Source organism: Dysgonomonas mossii, assembly GCF_004569505.1.
Lineage (GTDB): Bacteria > Bacteroidota > Bacteroidia > Bacteroidales > Dysgonomonadaceae > Dysgonomonas.
Genome location: NZ_SPPK01000001.1, coordinates 524,056 through 547,786, shown reverse-complemented (window position 1 = coordinate 547,786; position 23,731 = coordinate 524,056). Strand labels below are relative to the sequence as shown.

Annotated in this window: 14 protein-coding genes; 5 read left to right on the top strand and 9 right to left on the bottom strand. The window is 37.5% G+C overall.

Going from position 1 to position 23,731, the window contains the following annotated elements; genetic code table 11:
- Positions 1 to 6 precede the first annotated feature (6 nt).
- Both E4T88_RS02490 and E4T88_RS02485 read right to left on the bottom strand, forming a co-directional pair.
- Positions 7 to 3,075 (bottom strand): SusC/RagA family TonB-linked outer membrane protein, encoded by a 3,069-nt coding sequence (locus tag E4T88_RS02490; protein WP_135103894.1) that lies wholly within the window; start codon positions 3,073 to 3,075, stop codon positions 7 to 9.
- A 281-nt stretch (positions 3,076 to 3,356) separates the two neighbouring features.
- Positions 3,357 to 6,173 carry a triple tyrosine motif-containing protein gene (locus E4T88_RS02485; RefSeq protein WP_135103893.1) on the bottom strand — a complete coding sequence of 939 codons (2,817 nt, stop codon included), beginning with the start codon at positions 6,171 to 6,173 and terminating at the stop codon, positions 3,357 to 3,359.
- Between the two features lie 176 nt (positions 6,174 to 6,349).
- Here E4T88_RS02485 and E4T88_RS02480 point away from each other — a divergent pair, with 176 nt between their 5' ends.
- Positions 6,350 to 7,177, top strand: a complete 828-nt coding sequence (locus E4T88_RS02480) for an ROK family protein (protein ID WP_135103892.1) — start codon at positions 6,350 to 6,352, stop codon at positions 7,175 to 7,177.
- A gap of 82 nt (positions 7,178 to 7,259) precedes the next feature.
- On the opposite strand, the gene E4T88_RS02475 is transcribed toward E4T88_RS02480, so the two are convergent.
- From E4T88_RS02475 to E4T88_RS02460, 4 genes are all read right to left on the bottom strand, one after another.
- Positions 7,260 to 8,432 carry a TolC family protein gene (locus E4T88_RS02475; protein WP_135103891.1) on the bottom strand — a complete coding sequence of 391 codons (1,173 nt, stop codon included), beginning with the start codon at positions 8,430 to 8,432 and terminating at the stop codon, positions 7,260 to 7,262.
- Between the two features lie 17 nt (positions 8,433 to 8,449).
- On the bottom strand, positions 8,450 to 11,548 hold the full coding sequence (locus E4T88_RS02470; RefSeq protein ID WP_135103890.1) for an efflux RND transporter permease subunit: 3,099 nt from the start codon (positions 11,546 to 11,548) through the stop codon (positions 8,450 to 8,452).
- A gap of 17 nt (positions 11,549 to 11,565) precedes the next feature.
- Positions 11,566 to 12,801 carry an efflux RND transporter periplasmic adaptor subunit gene (locus E4T88_RS02465; protein WP_135103889.1) on the bottom strand — a complete coding sequence of 412 codons (1,236 nt, stop codon included), beginning with the start codon at positions 12,799 to 12,801 and terminating at the stop codon, positions 11,566 to 11,568.
- Positions 12,802 to 12,892: 91 nt separating this feature from the next.
- The gene (locus tag E4T88_RS02460) at positions 12,893 to 13,348 is read right to left on the bottom strand and encodes a DUF6769 family protein (RefSeq protein WP_135103888.1); all 456 of its coding nucleotides are present in this window, start codon (positions 13,346 to 13,348) and stop codon (positions 12,893 to 12,895) included.
- Between the two features lie 186 nt (positions 13,349 to 13,534).
- On the opposite strand from E4T88_RS02460, the gene E4T88_RS02455 reads away from it, so the two are divergent.
- Positions 13,535 to 14,923, top strand: a complete 1,389-nt coding sequence (locus E4T88_RS02455) for an aspartate ammonia-lyase (protein WP_135103887.1) — start codon at positions 13,535 to 13,537, stop codon at positions 14,921 to 14,923.
- 80 nt (positions 14,924 to 15,003) lie between these two features.
- Here E4T88_RS02455 and fusA2 read toward each other — a convergent pair whose 3' ends face one another.
- Positions 15,004 to 17,163: an elongation factor G2 gene (fusA2, locus tag E4T88_RS02450; RefSeq protein WP_135103886.1), complete on the bottom strand. Its 2,160-nt coding sequence runs from the start codon at positions 17,161 to 17,163 to the stop codon at positions 15,004 to 15,006.
- A gap of 182 nt (positions 17,164 to 17,345) precedes the next feature.
- Here fusA2 and E4T88_RS02445 point away from each other — a divergent pair, with 182 nt between their 5' ends.
- The 3 genes from E4T88_RS02445 to E4T88_RS02435 all read left to right on the top strand — a co-directional run bounded on the left by E4T88_RS02445 (position 17,346) and on the right by E4T88_RS02435 (position 22,308).
- On the top strand, positions 17,346 to 17,966 hold the full coding sequence (locus tag E4T88_RS02445; protein ID WP_228093680.1) for a Crp/Fnr family transcriptional regulator: 621 nt from the start codon (positions 17,346 to 17,348) through the stop codon (positions 17,964 to 17,966).
- Between the two features lie 73 nt (positions 17,967 to 18,039).
- The gene (locus E4T88_RS02440) at positions 18,040 to 18,624 is read left to right on the top strand and encodes a hypothetical protein (RefSeq protein WP_135103884.1); all 585 of its coding nucleotides are present in this window, start codon (positions 18,040 to 18,042) and stop codon (positions 18,622 to 18,624) included.
- Positions 18,625 to 18,798: 174 nt separating this feature from the next.
- The gene (locus E4T88_RS02435; protein WP_135103883.1) at positions 18,799 to 22,308 is read left to right on the top strand and encodes a bifunctional proline dehydrogenase/L-glutamate gamma-semialdehyde dehydrogenase; all 3,510 of its coding nucleotides are present in this window, start codon (positions 18,799 to 18,801) and stop codon (positions 22,306 to 22,308) included.
- A 93-nt stretch (positions 22,309 to 22,401) separates the two neighbouring features.
- Here E4T88_RS02435 and E4T88_RS02430 read toward each other — a convergent pair whose 3' ends face one another.
- Both E4T88_RS02430 and E4T88_RS02425 read right to left on the bottom strand, forming a co-directional pair.
- Complete coding sequence (locus tag E4T88_RS02430; protein ID WP_135103882.1) at positions 22,402 to 23,241, bottom strand: hypothetical protein; 840 nt, start codon at positions 23,239 to 23,241, stop codon at positions 22,402 to 22,404.
- Positions 23,242 to 23,245: 4 nt separating this feature from the next.
- On the bottom strand, positions 23,246 to 23,731 hold the full coding sequence (locus E4T88_RS02425) for a DUF6108 family protein (RefSeq protein ID WP_135103881.1): 486 nt from the start codon (positions 23,729 to 23,731) through the stop codon (positions 23,246 to 23,248).

Sequence of the window (23,731 nt, the reverse complement as noted above, 5' to 3'; positions counted from 1 at the left end):
TATCTATTAAAATGTAAGATTTAAACCAAATGTATAAACCGCAGGCATTGGATACGGATTAGCATCGATACCGAATGCTGTTGCCGAACCTCCTATTTCTGGAGAATAGCCTGTATTATTTTTCCATGTTTTAGGATTTTGAGCATTTATATATACTCTCAAAGATCTCATTCTTAACTTCTTCAACATATCTGCTCCGAATGTATAACCCAATTGAATATTTCTGATACGGAAGAAACTACCGTCTTCGACGAAATAATCAGATGGATAATCTTTACCATTTATCGCACGCTTTCTATTCAAAATAGGTTCTGTGTTAGATGTGCCTTCTCCATGCCATCTACCCATCTTCGATTCCAAATAGTTAAACTGAGACCATTCAAAAATATTCCATGTGCGATAAATTTCATTACCATATACACCCATCATGTCAACAGACAAGTCAAAATTCTTGTATCCTACATTTACAGAAAGTCCGTAAGTGAAATCAGGAGTAGGATTACCAATCATTGTTCTGTCTGCAGTAGTAATTTCACCATCTCCATTTACATCTTTAAACTTAAGGTCTCCCGGTAATACTTTTGTTAATTTATTTGTAGGAGAGTTATCTATTTCTGTCTGATTTTGATATACACCGTCTACTTTATATCCATAGAAATAACCAATTGGATAACCGGCTTGTGTATAAGACATCATTGGAAGACCTGATGTTCCATCAGTAATAGTATATCCGTTCTGCACCAATGACAATACTTTATTCTTTATTGTTGTCAAGTTTCCACTTACACTATATCTCCAATCAGAACCAATTTTATCATTCCATGAAAGTGATAATTCAACACCTTTATTTTCCAAAGCTCCAAGGTTTCCTAAACCGGGTCTGGTACCTGTTATTCCTGGTACTTCAGCCAAAAGATCTTTAGTTTTCTTCTTGTAGTAAACACCTTCGAAATTTAGTCTATTCTTCAAGAAATAAGCTTCAAATCCAGCTTCCCAAGCTTCAATTTTTTCCCATCTCAAGTTTGGATTTGGAAGATATGCGATTTCATATCCCGGTATTATATTATCACCAAAAATAGCGTTAGAAGTGTTTAGAAGTACTGGTTCTGCAGGATAAACTCTATCCATATTTTGGTTTCCTAGAGTACCCCATGATCCTTTAAGCTTCAAGTAATCAAGAAAAGTGAAATCTTTCATAAAATCCTCTTCTGTTATTACCCAACCAGCACCTAAAGAGTAGAAATTTTGCCATTCGTTGCCAGTATAGAAGAATCCTGAAGATCCATCACGACGGAACGATCCGTTGAACAGGTATTTATTTTTATAATTATACAATCCCCTTGCCAAGAATGAAACAGTTGAGCGTTCCCATTGTGTACTTTCGGCAGATGCTGCATTTGCATCACCGATGCTTACAAACCATTTGTCAGGGTCATTCGCGATAGGAAGTCCGTTTCCTTCACCACGTTTTCCAGTAAGGCTGGATAAGTTGTTATAGTATGTTGTAAAACCAGCTGTAGCTGTGATATTATGATTGTTAAAGCTATTTGTATAAGTCAACAAATAATCACTTTGAACTTTTGTTTCATTTGTTTTTTGTTGCTGCACAGCAGTTTTCCCATCTCCCATAACCACAGGTTGTTGAGTATCAACATCGAATATAGTTCTCTTAGGTGTGTATAATCTGCTATCATAAGATTTGTAATCTAATGAATACATTACACGGAAATTGAAGTTCTTCAAGAAAGTAAGATCTCCATATACATTACCGGATGCTCTGTAATCAATTACTTTGTTCATATCCTTTTGTAACTCAACAATAGTCATCGGATTTGACACTTCATTTTTTTGGAAACTAGGCAATGTATTATACAAACCTTCTTTTTCATTATAAGGAGATCCGATAGGTGCTGCATATAAAGCTCTTTTCACAGCATCTGTATATAAGCTGGTAGAAGTATTAAGAGGGGTTGAACGAGCACCATTAAATTGGAATCCAACTTTAAATGCTTTAGTGATAGTGTAATCACTGCTCAGATTGATAGTAACCTTACTGAATTGTTCGTGTTTCAAAGTTCCTTCTTCTGAAGTATATCCAACACCCATATAAAACTTATTCCTTTCGCTAGAAGATGTTATACTAATATTGTTATTGGTAATAAATCCTGTTTGGAATATTTCATCTTGCCAATCTGTATCAGCAGTCCAGTTTGTATAATCGAAAGGACTTGCACCTTGGTTTGCTAACTGCTCTGAATAAAGTTCTTTAAACTGTGCAGCATTCGCCATTTTGATTTTATCTACTACCGATTTAAAACCAAAAGAAGTATTGATATTTACCAATGTCTGACCTTCTTTCGCTTTTTTAGTAGTAACAATAATAACACCATTTGCACCACGTACACCAAAGATAGCCAATGATGAAGGGTCTTTTAAGATTTCCATCGATTCAATGTCGGCAGCATTTAAGAAGCTAATGTTATCGTTAAATAATCCATCAACTACATATAGCGGCTTATATCCGTTAATTGAATTTGTTCCACGAATACGAATTTCGGGATCTTGTCCGGCAATACCTGTATTTACGACCTGTACCCCCGCTACTTTTCCTTGCAAAGAAGCTAATGGGTTTGCAGACGGACGGTTTGCTATATCCTCAGCTTTAATACTAGCTATGGACCCGGTCAAGTCTCTTTTCTTTGCTGTACCATAACCAATTACGACTGTTTCCGTTAGCATTTTGGCGTCATCTTCCAATACTACGTTTATCGCATTCTGGGCACCTACAGTAACTGATTGAGATTTCATTCCCAAATAAGAAAACACAAGAACATCTCCTTGTTTTGCAGAAAGAGAATACATACCATCTATATCTGTTATTGTTCCGTTTGTTGTACCTTGTACCAGAACACTAACTCCGATTAGAGGCTCATTCGCTTGATCCACAACCTTACCCGAGATTGTTTTGGTCTGCGCATAAATAGTCGTCACGCTTGCCAAAAGAAAACAAGTGAAGAAAAAAATTCTCCGCATGAGAGCAGCTGAACTTTTCATTTTTTTAGGTTTAATTTTCATAGTCTTACTTTTTATTTAAACACATATTTTCAAATAAAATCTACTATGAACGACAGAAAAGAAGAACTAAAAAGTGATCGTATTTTCCAGTAACGGCTAAGTTATGATTGTTCTTTCTGTGCGTATGATATTAGATTTGTGTCAAAATTAGAGTTTATAGACAGAGTGTTTCTAAAAGTTAATACACCGTGAATACACCCTCTCCTCTTTTAACAATACCACCACCTCACTTTTACCTCTCAAACAATCATAATAATATAACAAACAATAAATTACAATAGTTAATCTATATTGAGAAAAAACTCATTCAAGTTTTGGGAAGGAAGAATATTTAACTTTTTTCTTAGTCTATAACGACTATTTTCAACGGCTCTAATAGATAAATTCATTAAAGAAGCAATCTCCTTTGTTTCCAAATTTAGTTTCAAACAAGCACAAAGCCTAAGATCATTATTGGTTAACTGAGGGTATAGAGTTTTCATCTTTCTGAAAAAGCCTGTATGTTTTTCTTCAAATTTTAATAAAAATGTTTTCCAATCATCTTCCGTATTCATATTGCTATTGAGCAAGGCATTTATTTTTTGAGATAACGGAATCAATGCATTGTTTCTATTCTTTGAATAAAAATCATCTATGATATCTTTTACTTTCAAAATGAGTTCATTTTTCTGAATAATAAAAGATGTTTGAGTAAGAAGTTCGGCACTCTTTTGTTCCACTTCTTGCTGCAACTCCCCGGCCAACATTTTCAAGCGTCGGGTTTCTCTATGTCTGATCTTTTGAAGATGCAAGTTTCTATATCGTCTTAATATAAGCATCCAGATGATATACATAACAAAGAAAAAAGCAAGAATATAAAACATATACGCCCAAATAGTCTGATACCAAGGCGGCAATATTTCAAACTCATAAGATATAGATTCGGAATAATGTCCGAGATTATCTACCGTACGTACCATAAAGACATACTTACCCTCAGGTAGACGAGCATATTGAGCACCATTCACCTTTTGAGGTAGAGACCAGTCATTATCTACCCCCTGCAACATATACTGAAATGAAAAATTAGATGAAAATGCATTTTCTGCCGAAAAGCCAAAGGTTACAGTATTATAGTTATATGATATCTTAGCTAATTGAGCAAGATTCTTATATTCGTAATCACCATAACCATTTGTTGTTCCCAACATCCTTAAATATGGAAGAGGTAATTTATTTTGAAGGTCTTTTTTTACAACATGTTCTTTATTGTATATCATAAACCCATTATCCAAACAGACAAGGCTCAATGAATCATTCAGGATAGACACATTTTCGTATGCGTTTACCAATGATAAGTTCATTCCTAGGTTGTAGCTTTCGAGAATAGATGCCTCATAGCCATCATACGAGAATTTATAAATCGAAGCATCCGTAAGTGCCCAAAATAGATTTCCTCGAATATGTACAATTTGCTTTAGGTTCTTTACATTTTTAAAGCAATCATTCAGTATTGTATTCGGCACTATTTTATTTGAAATATCATCGTAGGTATAAAACTCATTATTTCCAAGCAAAACAATACGTCCCCCCACCTTAAACATTTTCATTTTGTATGGGAATCCATCTTTATTACTTCCTCCGTAATATGAGAATGTTTCAAAGCCCGAGAGATCGTCTCCGAGTTTACATCTATAAATCCCTCTATTAGCATGTTCTAACCAAATATTACCGATATGATCAATATCAGCATTAATTATCGGCTCTGATATCTGTTTCGGCACATAGACCTTATTTGTAGCGGGATCTACAATTTTTAGAGACTGATAGGTAGAAAGAAAAAGCAAGTCTTTCTCTTTATATTTTGCTTCCATGATGTTGTAGACACCCGTATGTATATCAAACACATCTGAAACCGAAAGGTTACTGTTTATCATTTTTAGACCTTTGTTGTGGCAACAGTATAGCTTTCCATTCACAACTTTTAATGTCCAGACTTGTCCTTGTGTTCCATTTATCAGTTTCATGTTAGACAGAGCTTCCGGCTTTTTAAGGTCTTCAGCAGCTATGTAGAACACACCCTGATTGGTAGCAACAAACAATTTATCATTCCACAGAGCACCACCATATACAGCACCAGTTTTCCCTCCTTTATCTATATAGCAGTCCATATTCTCTATATGCTGTATATAAGAGATACCTTTATCCAGAGCAGCCCAGACATTGCCTATATTATCTTCATAGAGGGATAGCACCGTATTATTCTGGAGGGTATTTATAGTAGATAGATGATCTAATATATTACCAGCTTCGTCAACCTGATAAATACCATCTAATATAGTTCCGAAAAAATAAACACCCTTCGAAGACAATATACCGCAATTAAGCTCTGCAGAACTTAATACAGACGATATGGCAGAGTTCCATTGTTTAAACGTGCTCCCATCATAAATATACATTCCTTTTGTGGATGTACCTATAAGATATTTATCTGTTGAATATGGCAATATAACCCTAACATCTGTATTCGTAAAGATTTCACTCCCTTCTATCTTTGTTAATGTAGCACCTTTCAGGCGATACAATGCTCCAAACATTTGCTGCACCAAGAATTCATTTCTCACCTTAGATAATAATAAGAAGCCTCCATCGAAAGGTACATGTTTCACTGTTTTATAGTCGTACATATAGATGGACGAAAAAGATTGGAAATAAACGCAATCTTCCGCAATCCATATCTTCCAGAAATCATCATTTTTAAAAAGAGCTTTATCCAGTTGATCACTTAAAGAAGTGTAGACTAATTTCCCTGAGATATCCCTATCCCATCGACCAAACTCCTCATAGCTTCCCGTAAAAATCGTTTGATGCGAAAGAACTGCCACCGAACGTGCTATTAGAGAATTAGGTATACGGTTTAGCTTCCATTCGACACCGTCGAACTCCAACAAGCCTATGTCGTTACCAAAATACATTATTCCTTTTTCGTCTTGCGCTATCGACCAGTTTTTATTATCGGCTCTATACATGTTCTTGGAGAGGTTGATAACATGTGGTTTATTTGCCGAAATTGAAATGAAAGCAAGGAAGGTTAGGAATAATAAAAAGATATATTTCATTAAATTATTCATTCAGGTTGAATTTACAAAGAGCTTTCTTATTTAAGACATCAAAAATACTACTTTTTTATGGATTTTGTTTTCAGATGGATGTCAATATAATGTCTTCAATCGTTTTGCCTTTAGAAGTTCATAAGTTATATTTGTATGCAATAAAAAATTAATATCAGAAAATCATGAAAATCGGGATAGACCTAGGAGGAACCAATGTTAGAATGGGTGTTGTTAACAATGGTGTCATTGTAAAGAAAATATCGGAACGATGCAAAGCAGACCAGCCTGAAGACGTCGTTATAAAGCAATTGACAGACATGCTTCATCAAATCATATCGCCCGAAATAGAAAGTATAGGCATAGGCGTACCGTCTGTAGTTGATGCACAAAAAGGCATCGTATATAATGTAATGAATATCCCCTCTTGGAAAGAAGTACATCTGAAAGAAATACTAGAAAAAGAATTTAATATCCCGGTCTTCGTAAATAATGACTGCAATTGTTTTGCTCTGGGTGAATATCATTTTGGAGAAGGAGCCGGATCGAAAGATTTAGTAGCTGTTGCTTTAGGAACAGGTGTTGGCTCAGGGATTATTATCAATGGCAAATTATACAATGGTGGAAATACAGGAGCCGGCGAGGTCGGATGTATTCCTTATCTGGAATATGACTATGAATCTTATTGCAGTAGTTCTTATTTCACACGCGTACATGGTATCAGCGGTAAGGACGCTTTTGAAAAGGCTAAAGCCAATGAAGACGTTGACTCCATCATTCTATGGAACCAGTTTGGACACCATGTAGGCGACCTGATGAAAGTAATTCTTTTTGCTTACGACCCTCGAGTGATTATTTTAGGCGGAAGTATAGCCAACGCTTACGAATATTTTGCTCCTGCCATGATGGATAGCCTTGATAGCTTTCCTTATCCCGAAACAGTAAAGAACCTGAAGATATATACATCTAAAGTAGACGATGTTGCTATACTGGGAGCATCAACCCTAAGCTAAATTAATAGCCATTATACAGAACGGAGTGAAGAATCTATAATTTATGATTCTTCACTCCGTCAAAAATAAAAAGAATGATATCTTATCTCTCCCACTGCTGTAACTCAGCTACAGCAAGCTGATAATCTCGTTCTGTTTCCAGATACTTATCCACTGTTTCATAATACACTGACAACTCTAATAGATAATTAATAAGGGATAATTGCCCCTTATCCAATGCCATTTTAAGCAAATCCTGACTACTGGTAACACTCAAAGCATCTTCATACTCTTTTAACAACAGAGATAATTTCTTTGCTTTATCATACTGATTCTTCAAGGTATTCCTGAACTGTAACTCAGAATCCTCATGCTGCATCTGCAATGCTACCGTTTGGGCTTTCTGATGCTTCACTGTATTTTTACCTTCCCACAAAGGAATGGATACTCCAACCGAAACTCCCTGAAATGTTGTACCCGATACTCTTTCGCTAGCATATCCGGCTGTTATCTTGGGCAGATTCAAAGCTCTTGTAAGCTGTTCCTGCTTTCTGCTCAACGCAACTTCTTGTTCCGCGACACGCAAAGAAGGATTATTAGCCTTTACTATTGCAAACCATTCTATAAAATTGAGAGGAAAAGTAAAATCTGAATAACGATTAAATTCTGTGATATCCAACCCTCCGTTCAATCGCTGCAACTCAGATTTGGATAAATTCAATTCAACTTCATTGATCTGCAACGCTTTCTCAGCATTTAGCAAGTTCAACTTTGTTTTATTACGCTCCAAAACATCGATATTTCCCTGATCAAAACTCTTCTGATACGCATCAGAAAGTTCTCTGGCTTGTTTCAGTCGATTCGATAATATCTTGTTCATCTTCGTTTGATAAACGAGTTCTACACAGATTAAGCGAGCCTGTTGCAAGATCTCCACTTTCTGTTGATCATAGATCATATCTACCTGTTGGTTTTTTCCATCAGACAATTGTGTCTTATAGCAATATGCTGTAGGAAAATCAAACGACTGGGTTACATTAAGGTCTACACGGTTACCTTCTCCGGAGGGACTTCCCCACAGATAACCGAATTCCACTTCGGGATTAGCTATGTTTATGCCTGTTTTATTCCCTATCTTATCTGCATTAGCTTTCTCGCGATACGCTTTCAGCGTTGTATTATTCATTTCTATCTCTTTCAATACATTATCGAACGAGACTTGAGCCTGTGCACTGAGAGCTAGCACCGACAAAAGAATATATATTATTGGTTTCATAAATTATATCTCTTTTATTAAACAATCTCTTCTTTTACAGCCTTTCTATTTTTCAGCATTCTGTATATAATCGGCACAATGTACATATTCAACATGGTTGAAGTTAGCAGTCCGCCCAAAATAACCTTAGCCATAGGGCTCTGAATTTCATTACCAGGCAAACTTCCTTGTACAGCCAGAGGTATCAAAGCCAGTCCCGAAGACAAAGCTGTCATCAAAATAGGATTCAAACGATCAAGCGATCCTTGCAATATACTCTTATTCACAGAATATCCTTTGTTTCCCAAATCGTTATAATGAGCCATCAGCAAAATTCCGTTTCGCGTAGCAATACCAAACAAGGATATAAATCCGATAATGGCCGGAATGCTGATCTCTCCGGATGTAAACAGAATAGCATACACTCCACCAATAAGAGCCAGAGGAAGATTAAGAAGAATTACAGCCGATTGTGTAACACTTCTAAACTGATTGAAAAGCAATAGAAAGATAATAAGAATCGCAAAAACAGAAGCGATCAGCAATATCTGCGATGCTGCCTGTTCACTTTCAAACTGTCCTCCATATTCAATATGATATCCTTCAGGCAACTGAATATTGTTATCCAAGTTATCCTGAATTTCATTTACAACACTTCGCAAATCTCGTCCGGCAACGTTTGCCGACACGACAATCTTACGTTGAGCATTCTCCCTATTGATTGTATTAGGACCCGTAGAGGAGGATATATCTGCAATATAAGCAAATGGTACTTTAAGCCCGTTAGCATCTATCATCAGATTTCTGATCTTCTCGGCTTGATCTTTATAGTTCTCGTCAACTTTTAGTGTCAAGTCAAAACTTTTACCTGCATCATAAACCTGAGAAACAACTTCACCTGAAAGCATTGTAGTTACAAACTCAGTAAATTCGGGTAAAGTGATACCATATTTTGCCAACAGTTCGCGCTTAGGGACAATCTTTAATTGGGGACGTTCTACCTGCTGCTCTACATTCAAGTCGGCAACACCGTCTATGCCCTCTATCTTCGACTTGATCTCATTTCCGAGAGAGAATAATTTATTCAGGTCTGTTCCAAAAATCTTTATGGCAATATTGGCTTTGGTGCCCGAAAGCATATGATCGATACGATGCGATATCGGTTGACCTATTTCCACACTAATTCCCGGTATGGCATTCAGCTTATTCCTGAGATCGGCTAACACCTCTTTTTGAGAACGATCTTTCAATACAAAAGGTGCTTCAATCTCAGATGTATTCACACCAAAAGAATGCTCATCCAATTCGGCTCGCCCGGTTTTACGTCCTACCGTTTGTATTTCAGGAACGCTAAGAATGGCCTGTTCTGCCATTGCTCCTACCTTATCTGATTCCTCTAATGATATTCCCGGCAAGGTATTTACAGTTACTGTAAAAGACCCTTCATTAAATGGCGGTAAAAAATTGCGCCCAAACGTGAAAGAAATAGCTATAGCCGAAATCAACAACAAACCTGTTATTCCCAATACTATCTTCTGTTTTGCTAATGCCCAATGCAAGCTTTTTTCATAGATAGCTTTAAGCCTTACTACAAATACAGATTCTTTTTCTCCCTTATCTTTCTTATTATTTGCAAGCAAATAGCTACACAAAACAGGAGTTACTGTAAGAGCTATAATTGTAGATGCAAAAAGAGCAACGATAAAAGCTATCCCCAGAGGAACAAGCATACGCCCTTCCATACCGCTAAGGAAAAATAAAGGAGTAAAACTTGCGACAATAATTAATGTTGAATTCAAAATCGGCATACGGACTTCTTTCGATGCTTCGAATACAATAGTAAGCACGCTTTGTTGTTCCTCCTTTGGCTTTTTACGATTCTCTCTCAAGTGCTTAAATACATTTTCAACATCTATGATAGCATCGTCTACCAACGAACCGATAGCAATAGCCATCCCCCCTAAACTCATCGTATTGATAGTTAGACCCATCAGATTTAGAGCAAGAATAGAAGTCAATAACGAAAGTGGTAAAGCCATTAAAGAAATGAAAGTCGTACGACCATTCATCAAAAACAAGAACAGCACAATGACCACAAAAATAGAGCCTTCATAAAGGGATTTCTGCACATTATTAATAGAGTTATTAATAAAACGTTCCTGCCGGAAAATATCTGTTGATATTTTCACATCCGTAGGAAGTCCCTTTTGCAGATCGGCTATAGAAGCATCCAGCTTTTCACTCAGCTCGATGGTATTCGTATTGGGTTGTTTAGTTATAGTAAGCAACACAGCAGACTTTGTTTTTTCGGAAGCGACACCTAATTTAGGTGTTTTTGCTCCTATCTTTACATCTGCTACATCGCTGATCAGAATAGGGCTTTCTCCAACTTTCTTTATAACAGCTTTGCCTATTTCTTTTACATCCGCACTTTGCAGAACACCTCTTACTATATATTCATTACCGTACTCATACAATACACCTCCCGATGCATTCTGATTCATATTACGCGTCACTTGTAGCACTTCATCTAGCGTAACACCGTAATGTTTCATACGCCCCGGATCGAGTAATATCTGATATTCTTTGATATCTCCACCTATAACTGTCACCTGTGCCACTCCTCCTGTAGATAGTAAGCGTGGACGAATCGTCCAATCGGCAATAGTACGAAGGTCTAATAAAGATGTAGAGTCAGCAGTAAGGCCGATAATCATCACCTCTCCCAGTATCGAAGATTGTGGTCCCAATGTGGGTTGCCCGATATTCTCGGGTAAAGCATCACCCAGAGTAGCTAGTTTTTCGGTTACTATCTGCCGAGCTTTATAAATATCTGTACCCCAATCGAACTCGACCCATACAACAGAGAAACCTGTAGTAGATGACGAACGTACCCGCCGGACATCTGTAGCACCATTCACTGCTGTTTCGATAGGAAAAGAGACCAAGCGTTCCACCTCTTCCGAAGCCATCCCATTCGCCTCTGTCATTATCACTACAGTAGGGGCATTGAGATCTGGAAATACATCTATCTCCATATTCTTAGCAGTATAAAGTCCGCCAACCAATAAGAGAACAGCACCGATAAGAACAATCAGACGATTGTTCAACGAAAATTGTATTATTTTATTCAGCATATCTATTCCTCCTCAATTTAATGTTCATGAGCATGAGGGATTGCTGATGATGTAGAAGCTAACTTGACGTGATATGCTCCTTTACTTACTACTTTGTCTCCCTTCTTCAGACCTGACAAGATTTCCACTTGATTACCGTCATTTGCTCCCAAAGTAACTTCTTGTTTGCTATAAGCATCATCGTGAGATTGCAAATAAACGAAATACAGGCCTTGTTCTTCGATTAAAGAAGATACAGGTATAGAAATAACATTGCTACGCGGTTGTCCTAAGAGATAGACTTCAACATAAGAACCGGAAATTATTTGACCGATATTATCAAATTCAAAATTGACCGGTACATAGTATTCTTGGCTAGACGAAGACTTTCCGTACGATACCAGCCTTCCGTTTAGGGCGGAAAGGGTATAAACCGTCTTATCGTAAGGCGTTTTGAAATTTGCGGATATTACAGACCCTAAATCTTTAAAATAACGTTCCGAAACATCAGCTCTTAGTTGCAGTCGTCTATTTTGCGTAACGGTCATTAAGGCTTGCCCTACTTCCACGTATTGACCTTCATTAACCAATTTAGTCTTTATAAATCCACTTATAGGAGTGGAGATTCCCACGCCCTTAGCTGTAGTTTTCTGCCCGATAGCATGATAAGCAACCTTAGCATTTTCGTAGTTCAGCTTGATCTCGTTATATTCTTTTTCGGCAATAAGCTTATTTCCGATCAAAGATTCAGCTCTCTGATATTCCTTCTGAGCAATCTCGTATGCAGACTTCGCTTTTGCTATAGGGTCTCCATCTACGATATTTTTAGAAGAAATACTTAGAAGCGATTCTCCACCACGTACGGCTAGTCCTTCATTCAACGAAGCCTTATTAAATGACACTATCCCATTGGCAGTTGCTGAGATTGTAACCTCGTCTCCCTGTGCAGATAAAATTTGTCCACTCGTTTTTATTACCTGATGAAATGCAGAAGGTTGAACATTCACGATTTCCAATCCTGCCTTTTTAGCTTGCTCAGGAGAAAATACGATTTCTTCTCCATGGGCTTCTTTATCATGAGAACCTTCGCCTTCGGCATGATCGAGGTCACACTCCTCTCCCTCTTCGTGAGAGTGAGCTCCTTCTTCTTCAGAATGATTATGTCCTGCGTGAGATTCTTTATTTTGTTCTGTATGAGTGTCTGCTTTTTGTTTAGAGTTGCACCCCCAAAGCGTCGCAAGTAAACAAGCGATATATATTATATATTTTTTCATTTTCTTATTTCTTAAACTTGAATAAACAAAACAATTATAGGCAGTTTTGGAAACTGTCACTATAAAAATCCAAACTTCTCTATTAGAGAAATTATGCTAAGAAATAAGATACAGGAGGTGCACGCAGGCTTTTTATGGAGCCTACAAAAGGTGGCGTATAGTTTACTAAATAAGGCTTTTGCCTGAAGCGTTCCCCAAATTGTGGAGCTTCTAAATAAAACTCATTCAGTGAGTATAATATATAGGCAAGAGAAAGACAGTTTGCACATGGCAATATGTCATCATGCGTATTATCTTGTTGACGAAGTATTAATTCCTGAAGATTACAATCTTCTGTATGCGCCTGATGATGACATCCTTTTTTGTGTTGTTCACAACAGTTATGGGTATCGTCTTGCTGATCGGAGCAATGATGTCGATGCATAATTTCCTCAAGAGAAAAACAGATAACACCATCATGATGCGAATGAGGCATAATAGCATGAGCTAACATAAACATGCTAGCCATCAGAGTTAGAGTCAAAGCGATCAATCTCATATGTCTCATACGACAAAGATACAAAACTTAGGTAAAGAAGCTCTCGTTTCTTTACACAAAAAAATAACGAATAACTTTAGAACTAATAAAATATGACATTTTAATAGAATAAATATTTTAATTAAGAATAAATATATAACTTAGTGAGCGATTGTTAACCGAATACCCATTTAATAACTTTCAAAATATCACATCATGAGTAGAATAGAAAATGACCTTATTAGCAGTCTGCCTGTTCCTGATAATGCTTATTATGGAATACACACTCAAAGGGCAATCAACAATTTTAACATTTCAGGAATAAAGTTATCACATTATCCTCAGTTCATTAAAGCTTTAGCCTATGTAAAATGGGCAGCAGCCGAAGCGAATTATGAACTTGGAGTCTTGGATAAAGACATTCACGATGCAATAATAGAAGCCTGTAAAAAAGTTATAGAAGGAGATTACAACAGCCAGTTTCCGAGTGATATGCTACAAGGAGGTGCAGGGACCTCAACCAATATGAATATCAACGAGGTAGTAGCAAATATTGCCTTAGAGATTATGGGGCGCAAAAAAGGTGAATATCAATACTGTTCTCCTTACGACCACGTAAATCTTTCTCAGTCGACAAACGATGCTTATCCGACAGGCGTAAAGCTAGGAATTCTCTTTTACAATGAAATGATAGAAGACACCTTGATTGAGCTAATAACAGCCCTCAAGCAAAAAGGACAGGAATTGAAGCATGTGATAACAATGGGGCGTACTCATCTGCAAGATGCCATACCAATGACATTGGGACAACAATTCGATGCATACGCTGCGACTCTAGAGAAAGAGAAGACTTCTCTGAGACAAAGCGTAAATTTGTGCCTCGAAATAAATATGGGAGCAACAGCTGTAGGTACAGGACTGAATGCTATTCCAGGTTATGACGCATTATGTGCTAAAAACCTGACGCGCCTCACTCGATTCAATTTTACTTCTGCAAAAAATCTGGTAGAAGCCACATCAAATACAGGTAGTTTCGTAGCCTATTCTTCTGCATTGAAAAAGCTAGCGACAAAGCTCTCCAAAATATGTAACGATCTTAGAATATTGGCATCAGGGCCACGCTGCGGAGTACACGAAATAAATCTACCACCGATGCAAGCAGGTTCTTCTATTATGCCCGGGAAAGTAAATCCGGTTATTCCTGAAGTTGTTTCTCAAACATGCTTCAGGGTACTGGCAAATGATTTTGCGGTTACAATGGCTGCTGAAGCAGGTCAGCTACAACTGAATGTTATGGAACCTATTATAACATATACTTTACTCGAATCGCAAAACTTGCTTAACAATGCAATGGTTTGCCTCAGGAAAAACTGTATCGAGGGTATTACTGCTAATGAAGAACATTGCAAAAATCTTGTTATGAACAGCATCGGACTCGTCACTGCATTGAATCCGTATATAGGCTATGAGAATAGCACGGCTATAGCAAAAGAAGCTTTGGAAACAGGAGCGAATGTGTATAATCTCGTACTGAAGAAGAATATATTATCTAAAGATGATTTGGATAGAATATTAAATCCAGAAAATATGACGGGTGTGAAATAACCCCTCCCTTTTGAAAATGGAAAAGGAGTGAAAATATTTTTTCCACTCCTTTTCTTATTTCGACAAAAAACTTATTTCTATTAATCTTCGTCTTTCTGGCTTTCTGCATATTCTTTCAGCAGCTTATCCTGAACATCTGAAGGTACGAGTTCATAGCTGGCAAACTTCATCGTAAATGAAGCACGGCCTCCTGTTAAGGAACTGAGTGAAATAGAATAATTAGACATTTCTTTCAAAGGAACTTTTGCCTTCAAGACTTCTATTCCTCGTTCGCTTTCCATTCCCATGATCATAGCTCGACGCCCTTGCAAGTCACTCATCACATCCCCCATTTTGTCCGAAGGGACAAATACAGATATATCATATATAGGCTCAAGAATTTTAGGTCCTGCATTTTTAAATGCTTCACTAAAGGCATTGCGACCAGCAAGCATAAATGATATTTCATTCGAATCTACCGGGTGCATTTTACCATCATATACAACTACACGAACGTCACGCGCATAAGAACCTGTTAGCGGTCCTTGTTCTAAGCGAGACATGATACCTTTGAGGATGGCAGGAAGGAAGCGAGCATCAATTGCACCCCCTACAATACTATTCACAAATACGAGTTTACCCCCCCAATCCAAATTATACGTTTGGGTATCACGTGCCTGCACTTTAAATTCCTGACCATTAAATCTATATACATCAGGTGCAGGCATACCTTCTGTATATGGCTCTACAACGAGATGCACCTCTCCAAATTGTCCGGCTCCTCCCGATTGTTTTTTATGACGGTAGTCTGCACGAGCTGCTTTGGTAATTGTTTCACGATAAGGAATCCTAGGTTCTGAGAAAACAATTGGAATCTTATCATTGTTTTCAATTCTCCATTTCAACGTTTTAAGATGAAACTCTCCTTGTCCTGATACGATCAACTGTTTTAGCTCTTTCGAATTTTCTATTAACCATGTAGGATCTTCTTCGCGCATACGCTGCAATACTTCATTCATTTTTTCAGTATCTTTTTCGTTTTCAGCTTTTATTGCACGACGATATTTAGGATCAGGATATTTTATAAAGTCGAATTTATTATCAACGCCTTTTGCATTCAATGTATTCCCCGTCCGAACATCTTTGAGCTTCACTGCCGCACCGATGTCGCCCGCTACAAGCTCTTCTATTTTTGTACGTTGTTGTCCTGCAGGAGCGAATATTTGCCCTATACGTTCTTTAGAGCCCCTATTTGTATTGATAAGATCATCACCTTCATGTACCTTTCCGCTCATTACTTTAAAGTATGACACTTCACCTACATGAGGTTCAACGGTTGTTTTAAAGAAAAACAAGCTGGTTGGAGCTTCCGAATCCGGTTTTATTTCTTCTCCTTCTGTATTTACCGGAGCGGGTAAATCGCGTACGTAAGGAACTACATTTCCTAAAAACTCCATTGTACGACGCACACACATATCTTTTTCGGCCGACACACAGAAAATCGGATATAAATCACGATGCACTAATCCCCAACGGATTCCCATACGCATTTCATCTTCGGTGAGTGTTCCCTGATCAAAGAATTTTTCCATCAGAGACTCTTCATTTTCTGCTGCGGCTTCTACTAACTTCTGCTTTAATTCTCTTGCTTTTTCCAGTTCTTCATCCGGAATATCAAGCACCTCAGGAGCTCCACCTTCCGGTTTCCATCTGAGCATTTTATATTTTAATATATCAATCACAGCATTAAAACCTTCGCCACAATTGATAGGGTATTGTATTTGTACTGCCTTTTCGCCATACTCAGCTTTGAGTTGAGCGACAACGTTATCAAAGTCAGCCTTAGGATGATCAAGTTGATTAACGATGAAAATAACAGGCTTTTGAAGTTTTTGAGTATATCTCAATTGATTTATAGTACCCACTTCCATGCCATACTGTGCATTAAGTACCATAAGTGCAGTGTCTGTTACATTGAGTGATGTAACAACATTTCCGACAAAATCATCAGATCCCGGACAATCAATAAAATTCAATTTTCGGTTCATCCATTCCACAGAGAAAATGCTGGAAAAAACGGAATATCCATATTCTTTTTCCACAGGGAAATAGTCCGAGACAGTATTTCCATCTTTAACACTTCCTCTGCGTTTAATGACGCCGGCTTCAAAGAGCATGGCTTCGGCGAGAGTGGTTTTGCCCGCTCCCGAACTACCAAGAATTGCGATGTTCTTGATTTCTTGTGTTTGGTAAGTTCTCATGGCTAAATGTTTTTTACATGGTTAATATTATTCCTTTTACCAAATTGCCTCCATTTTGAGGCGATGTTTTCCAAAATTAATGAAATGTTCTGATGAAATAGCAAAAAAACGTATGTTATTTAGTTATAAAAGTTAGCATATAATGAATTTCAACCAAAAGATTCAAAATAAATTATCTACGATTGCTTACCTTTGCTCATATTGAGATAGATGAATCGATGGATACCGAAGAAATAAAAAGCTATATCGAAACTATCATTTCCCTCTCAGGCGAAGAATGGGAAATATTGAGTACCCATATTGAATATAAAATTCTGAAAAAGAATGAATATCTCTTGCATGAGGGTGTGATCTGCAATTTTATAGCCTTCATTAATAAAGGCGTATTGATATACTGCAAAGAACTGGAGAATGGAAATGGGATGACCACAGATATGGCTTTTGAAGAAGAGTGGGTAACTGATAATTATAGCCGCCTCAAAAGACTCCCTTCTAATCTTAATATAAAAGCTATTGAGGATTGTGAACTCTGGATAATAAAAGAAAAAGATCTGCCTTATCTTTATCAAAAAATACCTTCTCTCGAACGTTTTGGGAGAATACTTACAGAACAAGCTTTTATAAAAATGACTCAAATGAGTATCGATCTACAAACTCTATCTGCAAAAGAAAGATATTTAAAGCTATTCCGTAATTATCCTGAAATATTTCAAAGAATTCCCCTGCATTATATTGCTAATTACCTTGGAATTGCACCTAAATCATTAAGCCGTATAAGAAATACGATTTTCAAGAAAGAGTAATTTGGTAACAAATGTGGAGTAATCAATTGCTTTTCTATCCGGATATTTGTCATAATTATTAAAATATCAGAATATGAAAAAGCAATTAATAGTATTCATTCTTTTTGGATTGGCAGTTAGTATATCTGCACAAGAAACAATACCCCTGAAAAACAAGCAAAGCCATGAAGTGAAGCAAGCTTTTGAAGCAGAAAGTTTATTTCCCATGTTTCTTACGGGAGGTTATCATTTTGCCTTAGGGTATAGATATGAAAGATGGAGAGTAAGAGTTAGCGTTATTAATGGTGGATCGTACAATGCTGAGAGAGCGGGGATAAACAATTCAGCTGACGACTTTAAAAGATATTACAAAACCGCTCCGGGTTTATTCTTAGGATATAATATATGGAAGAACCTCGATATATATACATTTATAGAGGCTCATAAGTTTGAAATTGAGCAAAAAGGTACAGGTGTTAAAAAGGATATGAGAAGCCTTGATTTTGGAGGCGGAATCGGTTACCAATTTTTTATATGGCGCAATCTTTATATACAACCGGCTGTACATATATATTTGAGAAAAGATAAAAGTCTTGATTTTGATCAGGTACAATACAATATTCCAAATATGGATATCTCACCTGTGCTCAGGATAGGATACAGAATATGGAGTAAATAATTTATCTATACAACCGTGCAGAAGGCTCTTAATTAAATAATTAAGAACCTTCTATTGTTTTAAAGTCTTCACTCTTAAAATTGTGATATTTTTTCACTTATCAGAGTCATTTTATCAAGCTTTTGATATAACTTTAGGTTTCTAAATAAAACCTTGTTAACAGCATATACACCTATGGAAAAAATCACGACTAAAGAAGTCCTTGAATGGGCAAAAGACTTTCTCGTAAGAGCAGAAAAAGAGTTAACCCCCGAGGAAGTCAAAGAACAAAAAAAGTTTGCTTCACTCATTCAAACCCCTTCTAATAAAACTGTCTTATCTAAAATGCTCGACGAATCGTCACAGATAAGAGATAAAAAACTTGTTGTTAAGCGAATGAAAGAGCTTATCAACGAATATGGCGTTCCTGATTTCTTTAGCTCATTCGATCGGCTCCAGCTAAAACTTTTTATGAACTTTGGCTCTCTGGCTCCGGGAATAGCAGTTCCTTTATTCAATAGAAGATTGCGTGAAGAGACTAATAAAATAATCATAGCGGAAGAACGCCCTACACTTACAGGACATTTATCAGGCAGATGGAATTCCAAAATAGGGCAGAATGTTAATTTATTAGGTGAAGTTGTTCTTGGCGATGGCGAAGCAAGGAACAGATACGAACATTACCTGGAAGCGTTGAAAGAACCGGATATAAATTACATTTCAATCAAGCTATCGGGTATATATGCTCAAATACATTCGCTGAGCTACGAGCAAAACAAAAAAGAGCTTTGCGAATTAGTCGCAACAATTTACCAGCAAGCAATAGATTATCCATATACAGATCAGGACGGAGTAACCCGACCTAAATTTGTGAATCTGGATATGGAAGAATATAAAGATACACACCTTACGCTCGATGTATTCGAAGAAGTATTGAGTATGCCTCAATTCAAGAATTACATGGCAGGTATTGTAATACAAGCCTATCTACCCGATGCGGGATTATTTCAGGAACGCTTATTGAAGTTTACGAAAAAGCGTGTGACCGAAGGAGGCTCTCCATTAAAAATGCGCTTGGTAAAAGGAGCAAACCTTCAGATGGAAAGTATTGTATCTTCACTAAAAGGCTGGCCTAACCCAATACTACCCACAAAGTTAGAAGTAGATGCCAACTATATGCACATTCTCGACATAGCCTTAGAGCCTGAAAATGCAAAAGCATTACATGTAGGTGTGGCATCGCACAATTTCTTTAGTATTGCTTATGCCTATCTGCTTAGTGAAAAGAACGGCGTTGGCGATTGTGTCACTTTCGAAATGCTAGAGGGAATGGCAAACAATCTTCCGCGAGTAATAAGAGGGCTCAATAAACAAATCATTCTGTACACCCCGGTAGTTAAAAAGGCTCACTTCCTTAATGCTATTTCCTATCTTGTTCGACGTCTGGATGAAAATACAGGAAAAGACAACTTCCTTAGCTATTCATTCAACTTGAAGCTTGATAGTCCTCAATGGAACTTCCTAACAAATCAGTTCCTCGAAGCATATAAGTTGAAAGATAGTATAGTTCCAAAATCATTCAGGACACAAAACAGGAAAGAAAAACCTATCCCTGTAGATATAAATGTATTCCATAACGAACCCGACACCGATCTTGACTTAGGTGCAAATAGAGAATGGGCATTAGAAGCACTGCGCAAATGGGGTACGCTTGTAGACGACAAAAACTTTGTTGTACCTGTTCAGATAGGAGATAAAGAAGTTATTACCGAACACAAAAAGAAGTACTATGATCGCAGCCGAAATGATCAGGTTTGTTTCTGCGAAGCAAATCTATCGTCACTCGATCAGATAAAAGAAATAATAAGTATTGCCGAAGAAGACAAATCGGGCTGGAGAAAAACGGATGTAAACAAACGAAATGAGATACTCCACCAAGTAGCCGAAAATTTAAGTGCGAAGCGAGGAGATCTTATCGGATGTATGGCAGCTATCACCGGAAAGACATTCGGAGAGGGAGACGTAGAAGTATCTGAAGCTATCGACTTCTGCCGCTTTTATCCGATTACGATGAAGCAGTTTGCAGGACTAAGTACTGTTGAGTACAAACCAAAGGGTATCATCTTGGTGATTCCACCTTGGAACTTCCCCCTTGCAATCCCTGTAGGTGGCGTTGCGGCTGCTTTAGCCGGAGGAAATACAGTCATCCTAAAGCCTGCTACAGTAGCACTACCAATAGCATGGGAGTTTGCAAAATGCTTCTGGAATGCGGGTGTACCTAAAGATGCGCTACAAGTTGTATGCAGTGCAGATCGCTCTTCGTTAGACTATCTTACTGCTCATCAATCCGTGAAACATATAATACTTACCGGAGGTACTGATACAGCATTCCGTCTATTGGAAAACAGCCCTAAGACTCCATTATCGGCAGAAACAGGCGGTAAGAATGCAATCATACTCACGGCGAATGGCGATCAGGATCATGCCATACAAAATGTGGTATCATCGGCATTTGGCAATGCAGGACAAAAATGCTCGGCATGTTCTCTATTCCTAGTAGACAAAACAATATACAACGACGAAAACTTCAAATCGAAACTTCGAGATGCTGTAACAAGCCTGCGTACAGGTAGTGTATGGGATACTATGAATATGGTAGGCCCAATGATAACTAACGACAACGATAAGTTGATGCATGCCATCAACAATCTCGAACCGGGCGAATCGTGGCTCGTAGCTCCGGAGTTTTTGGATGATAAGAAATATATACTCAAGCCTACTGTAAAATGGGGTGTTAAACCGGGTAGCTTTACTTTTAAGAATGAATTGTTTGCACCTCTATTATCTGTTGTATGCATAGACGGACTGAAAGAAGGAATAGAGTATGCTAATTCATCAGAGTATGGTCTTACTGCCGGATTGCAAAGTCTGGATGAAGCAGAGCACGATCTCTGGAAAAATAGCATTGAAGCCGGAAATCTATACATCAATAGAGGTATAACCGGAGCCATCGTAAACCGTCAACCATTTGGAGGAATGAAACGCTCTGCCTTTGGCGGAGGTATCAAAGCCGGAGGTCCTAATTATGTATCATGCTTTGTCGAATTCACAGAAAAAGATGTAACGGGAGGATCTGAATATAAATACAATATAGGTGATCTTCTGGCAGACATAAAAGAAAAGGCTCGCCTAAACTTTGCTTACGACAGTTATTCAAAAGCGTGGCTAAACGAATTCTCAAAAGCTAGAGATGTTAATCATCTTTATGGTGAAGAAAACATCTTCCGCTATTTACCTCTCAAGAGTATAGGTTTGCGCATACAAGAATCTGACTCTTTGTGCGATATCCTGTTAATCTTGTTAGCTTCCAACAGGTCGGGAACTCCTGTTGTAGTTAGCATTTCGGGTAGCGACGAAAAATTAGAGGCTATAGAAAAAGCGTCAAGTATGCTGTCAGGTGTCCACATCAAGATACAAAACGAAGAAAAGTTTGTAGAAGAAATAGATTCATACGAACGTGTCCGCACTTGTACTCCAGACCTTTCTGATGCAATCTATCGGAAAGCGGCAAAATTAGGAAAGCATATTGCATCCGACAAGCCTTTAATTGAAGGACGTATCGAACTGTTACACTATTTGAAAGAACAAAGTATTGCTTACGAATACCATCGTTACGGCAGCATCTTTGGTGAAGATAATAAATAAGTCCAATTTTTTTGAATGAAGAGAAGAGCCCCCGACCTAGGTTATTAGGTTAAAGGGCTCTTTTTTCATTGGGAATGACTAAACAATCAATCTCTATATACCTAGCATAACGCCGATGGTGTAAGTATTCAGATCAGGCCCTTTATCTTTCTCAAACATCGAGAATGGAGCATAGTAACCATATACACTAACATCCCTTATCCCAACTTGCAACCTCAATCTCATATCTATAGGACGTATATTCAGATCGCGCCCCATATTCACGACTTGCTTTTTATCGTTTTCATAATATTTAACTTGCGATTTGGAATAGTATTTGAAGAAGCCCACTACCCCGCCGGATATATGAAAATCTGATACCTGATATTCCAACAAGAGAGGAATAGTTATGTAATATGCCAATAGCTTTGTCGATTTATAATTAACACCCTCCGGAGCAGGAACAAAAGACGTAACGCCATTCACTTGAGTCAATGCTGCATTATCATCAAAATGATAACGAGACCATTCTGTTCCTATTCCACTGACAAATAACCAATTTGTTTTCCCTATCTGCTTATGAAAGTCGAAAAGGTTGACTGTGAAATTATGAGAGCTACTCATTTTCAATTTTCCAAAAGGAATATCTTTGTCACTATAGTTCATAAATCCCATACCGAATCCTGTCCAGTGAGAACTCAAGCTTTTTCGTTTATTCCACGAAAAGATAAAATTGTAGGTCGATCCATTGTAAAGAACACTGCTCTCGTTATCATCTTTGGGTATTAACTCCTGAGTTTCTGTCGTAGAAACAATAACGGTATCCCCTGTATTTCTATTTATCTCCTTGATGATCTGTACTGTTTTTACTATCGTATCCTGCAATACAATTTCATCGGCATTTGCGGATATTACAACAAAACAAAAAGCTAAGAACGCAACTATTTTTTTCATATTACTATTGTATTTTTAAACGTTTATCATTCACATAAATAAAAAGATCTTTCAGTTTTTTCAGCTCCGAATCGAGCCTTGCAGGTGGGAAGTTCCCTTTCAGATAAACGATTGTTATCTTATCAGGTTTATTCTTATACAAAATATATTCACCTGTTTTGCCCGATTTGTCTTTGCCTACATAATATGTCCCCGACTCCACTTTTCCATTTTTCTTAACTTCCGATACTATCACATTTTTGTCTATATCAAGTTTCAGGAGATTGAGAACATCTCTTTCTTTGGCTACATCATTATTCATTATAAGACTTTTATAAAAAGTAATATTACTGCCCTGTGAAAGTATGTCGGACGATAGTTGTACGAGCACTGATCCCTCTTGTTTGCCATATTTGTCAAATATGCTTTTTATATTCAGGTGATCTTGTGCTAAAGCAGACATAGATACAATCTGCAATAAACAATATAACATCAACACTTTATATTTCAT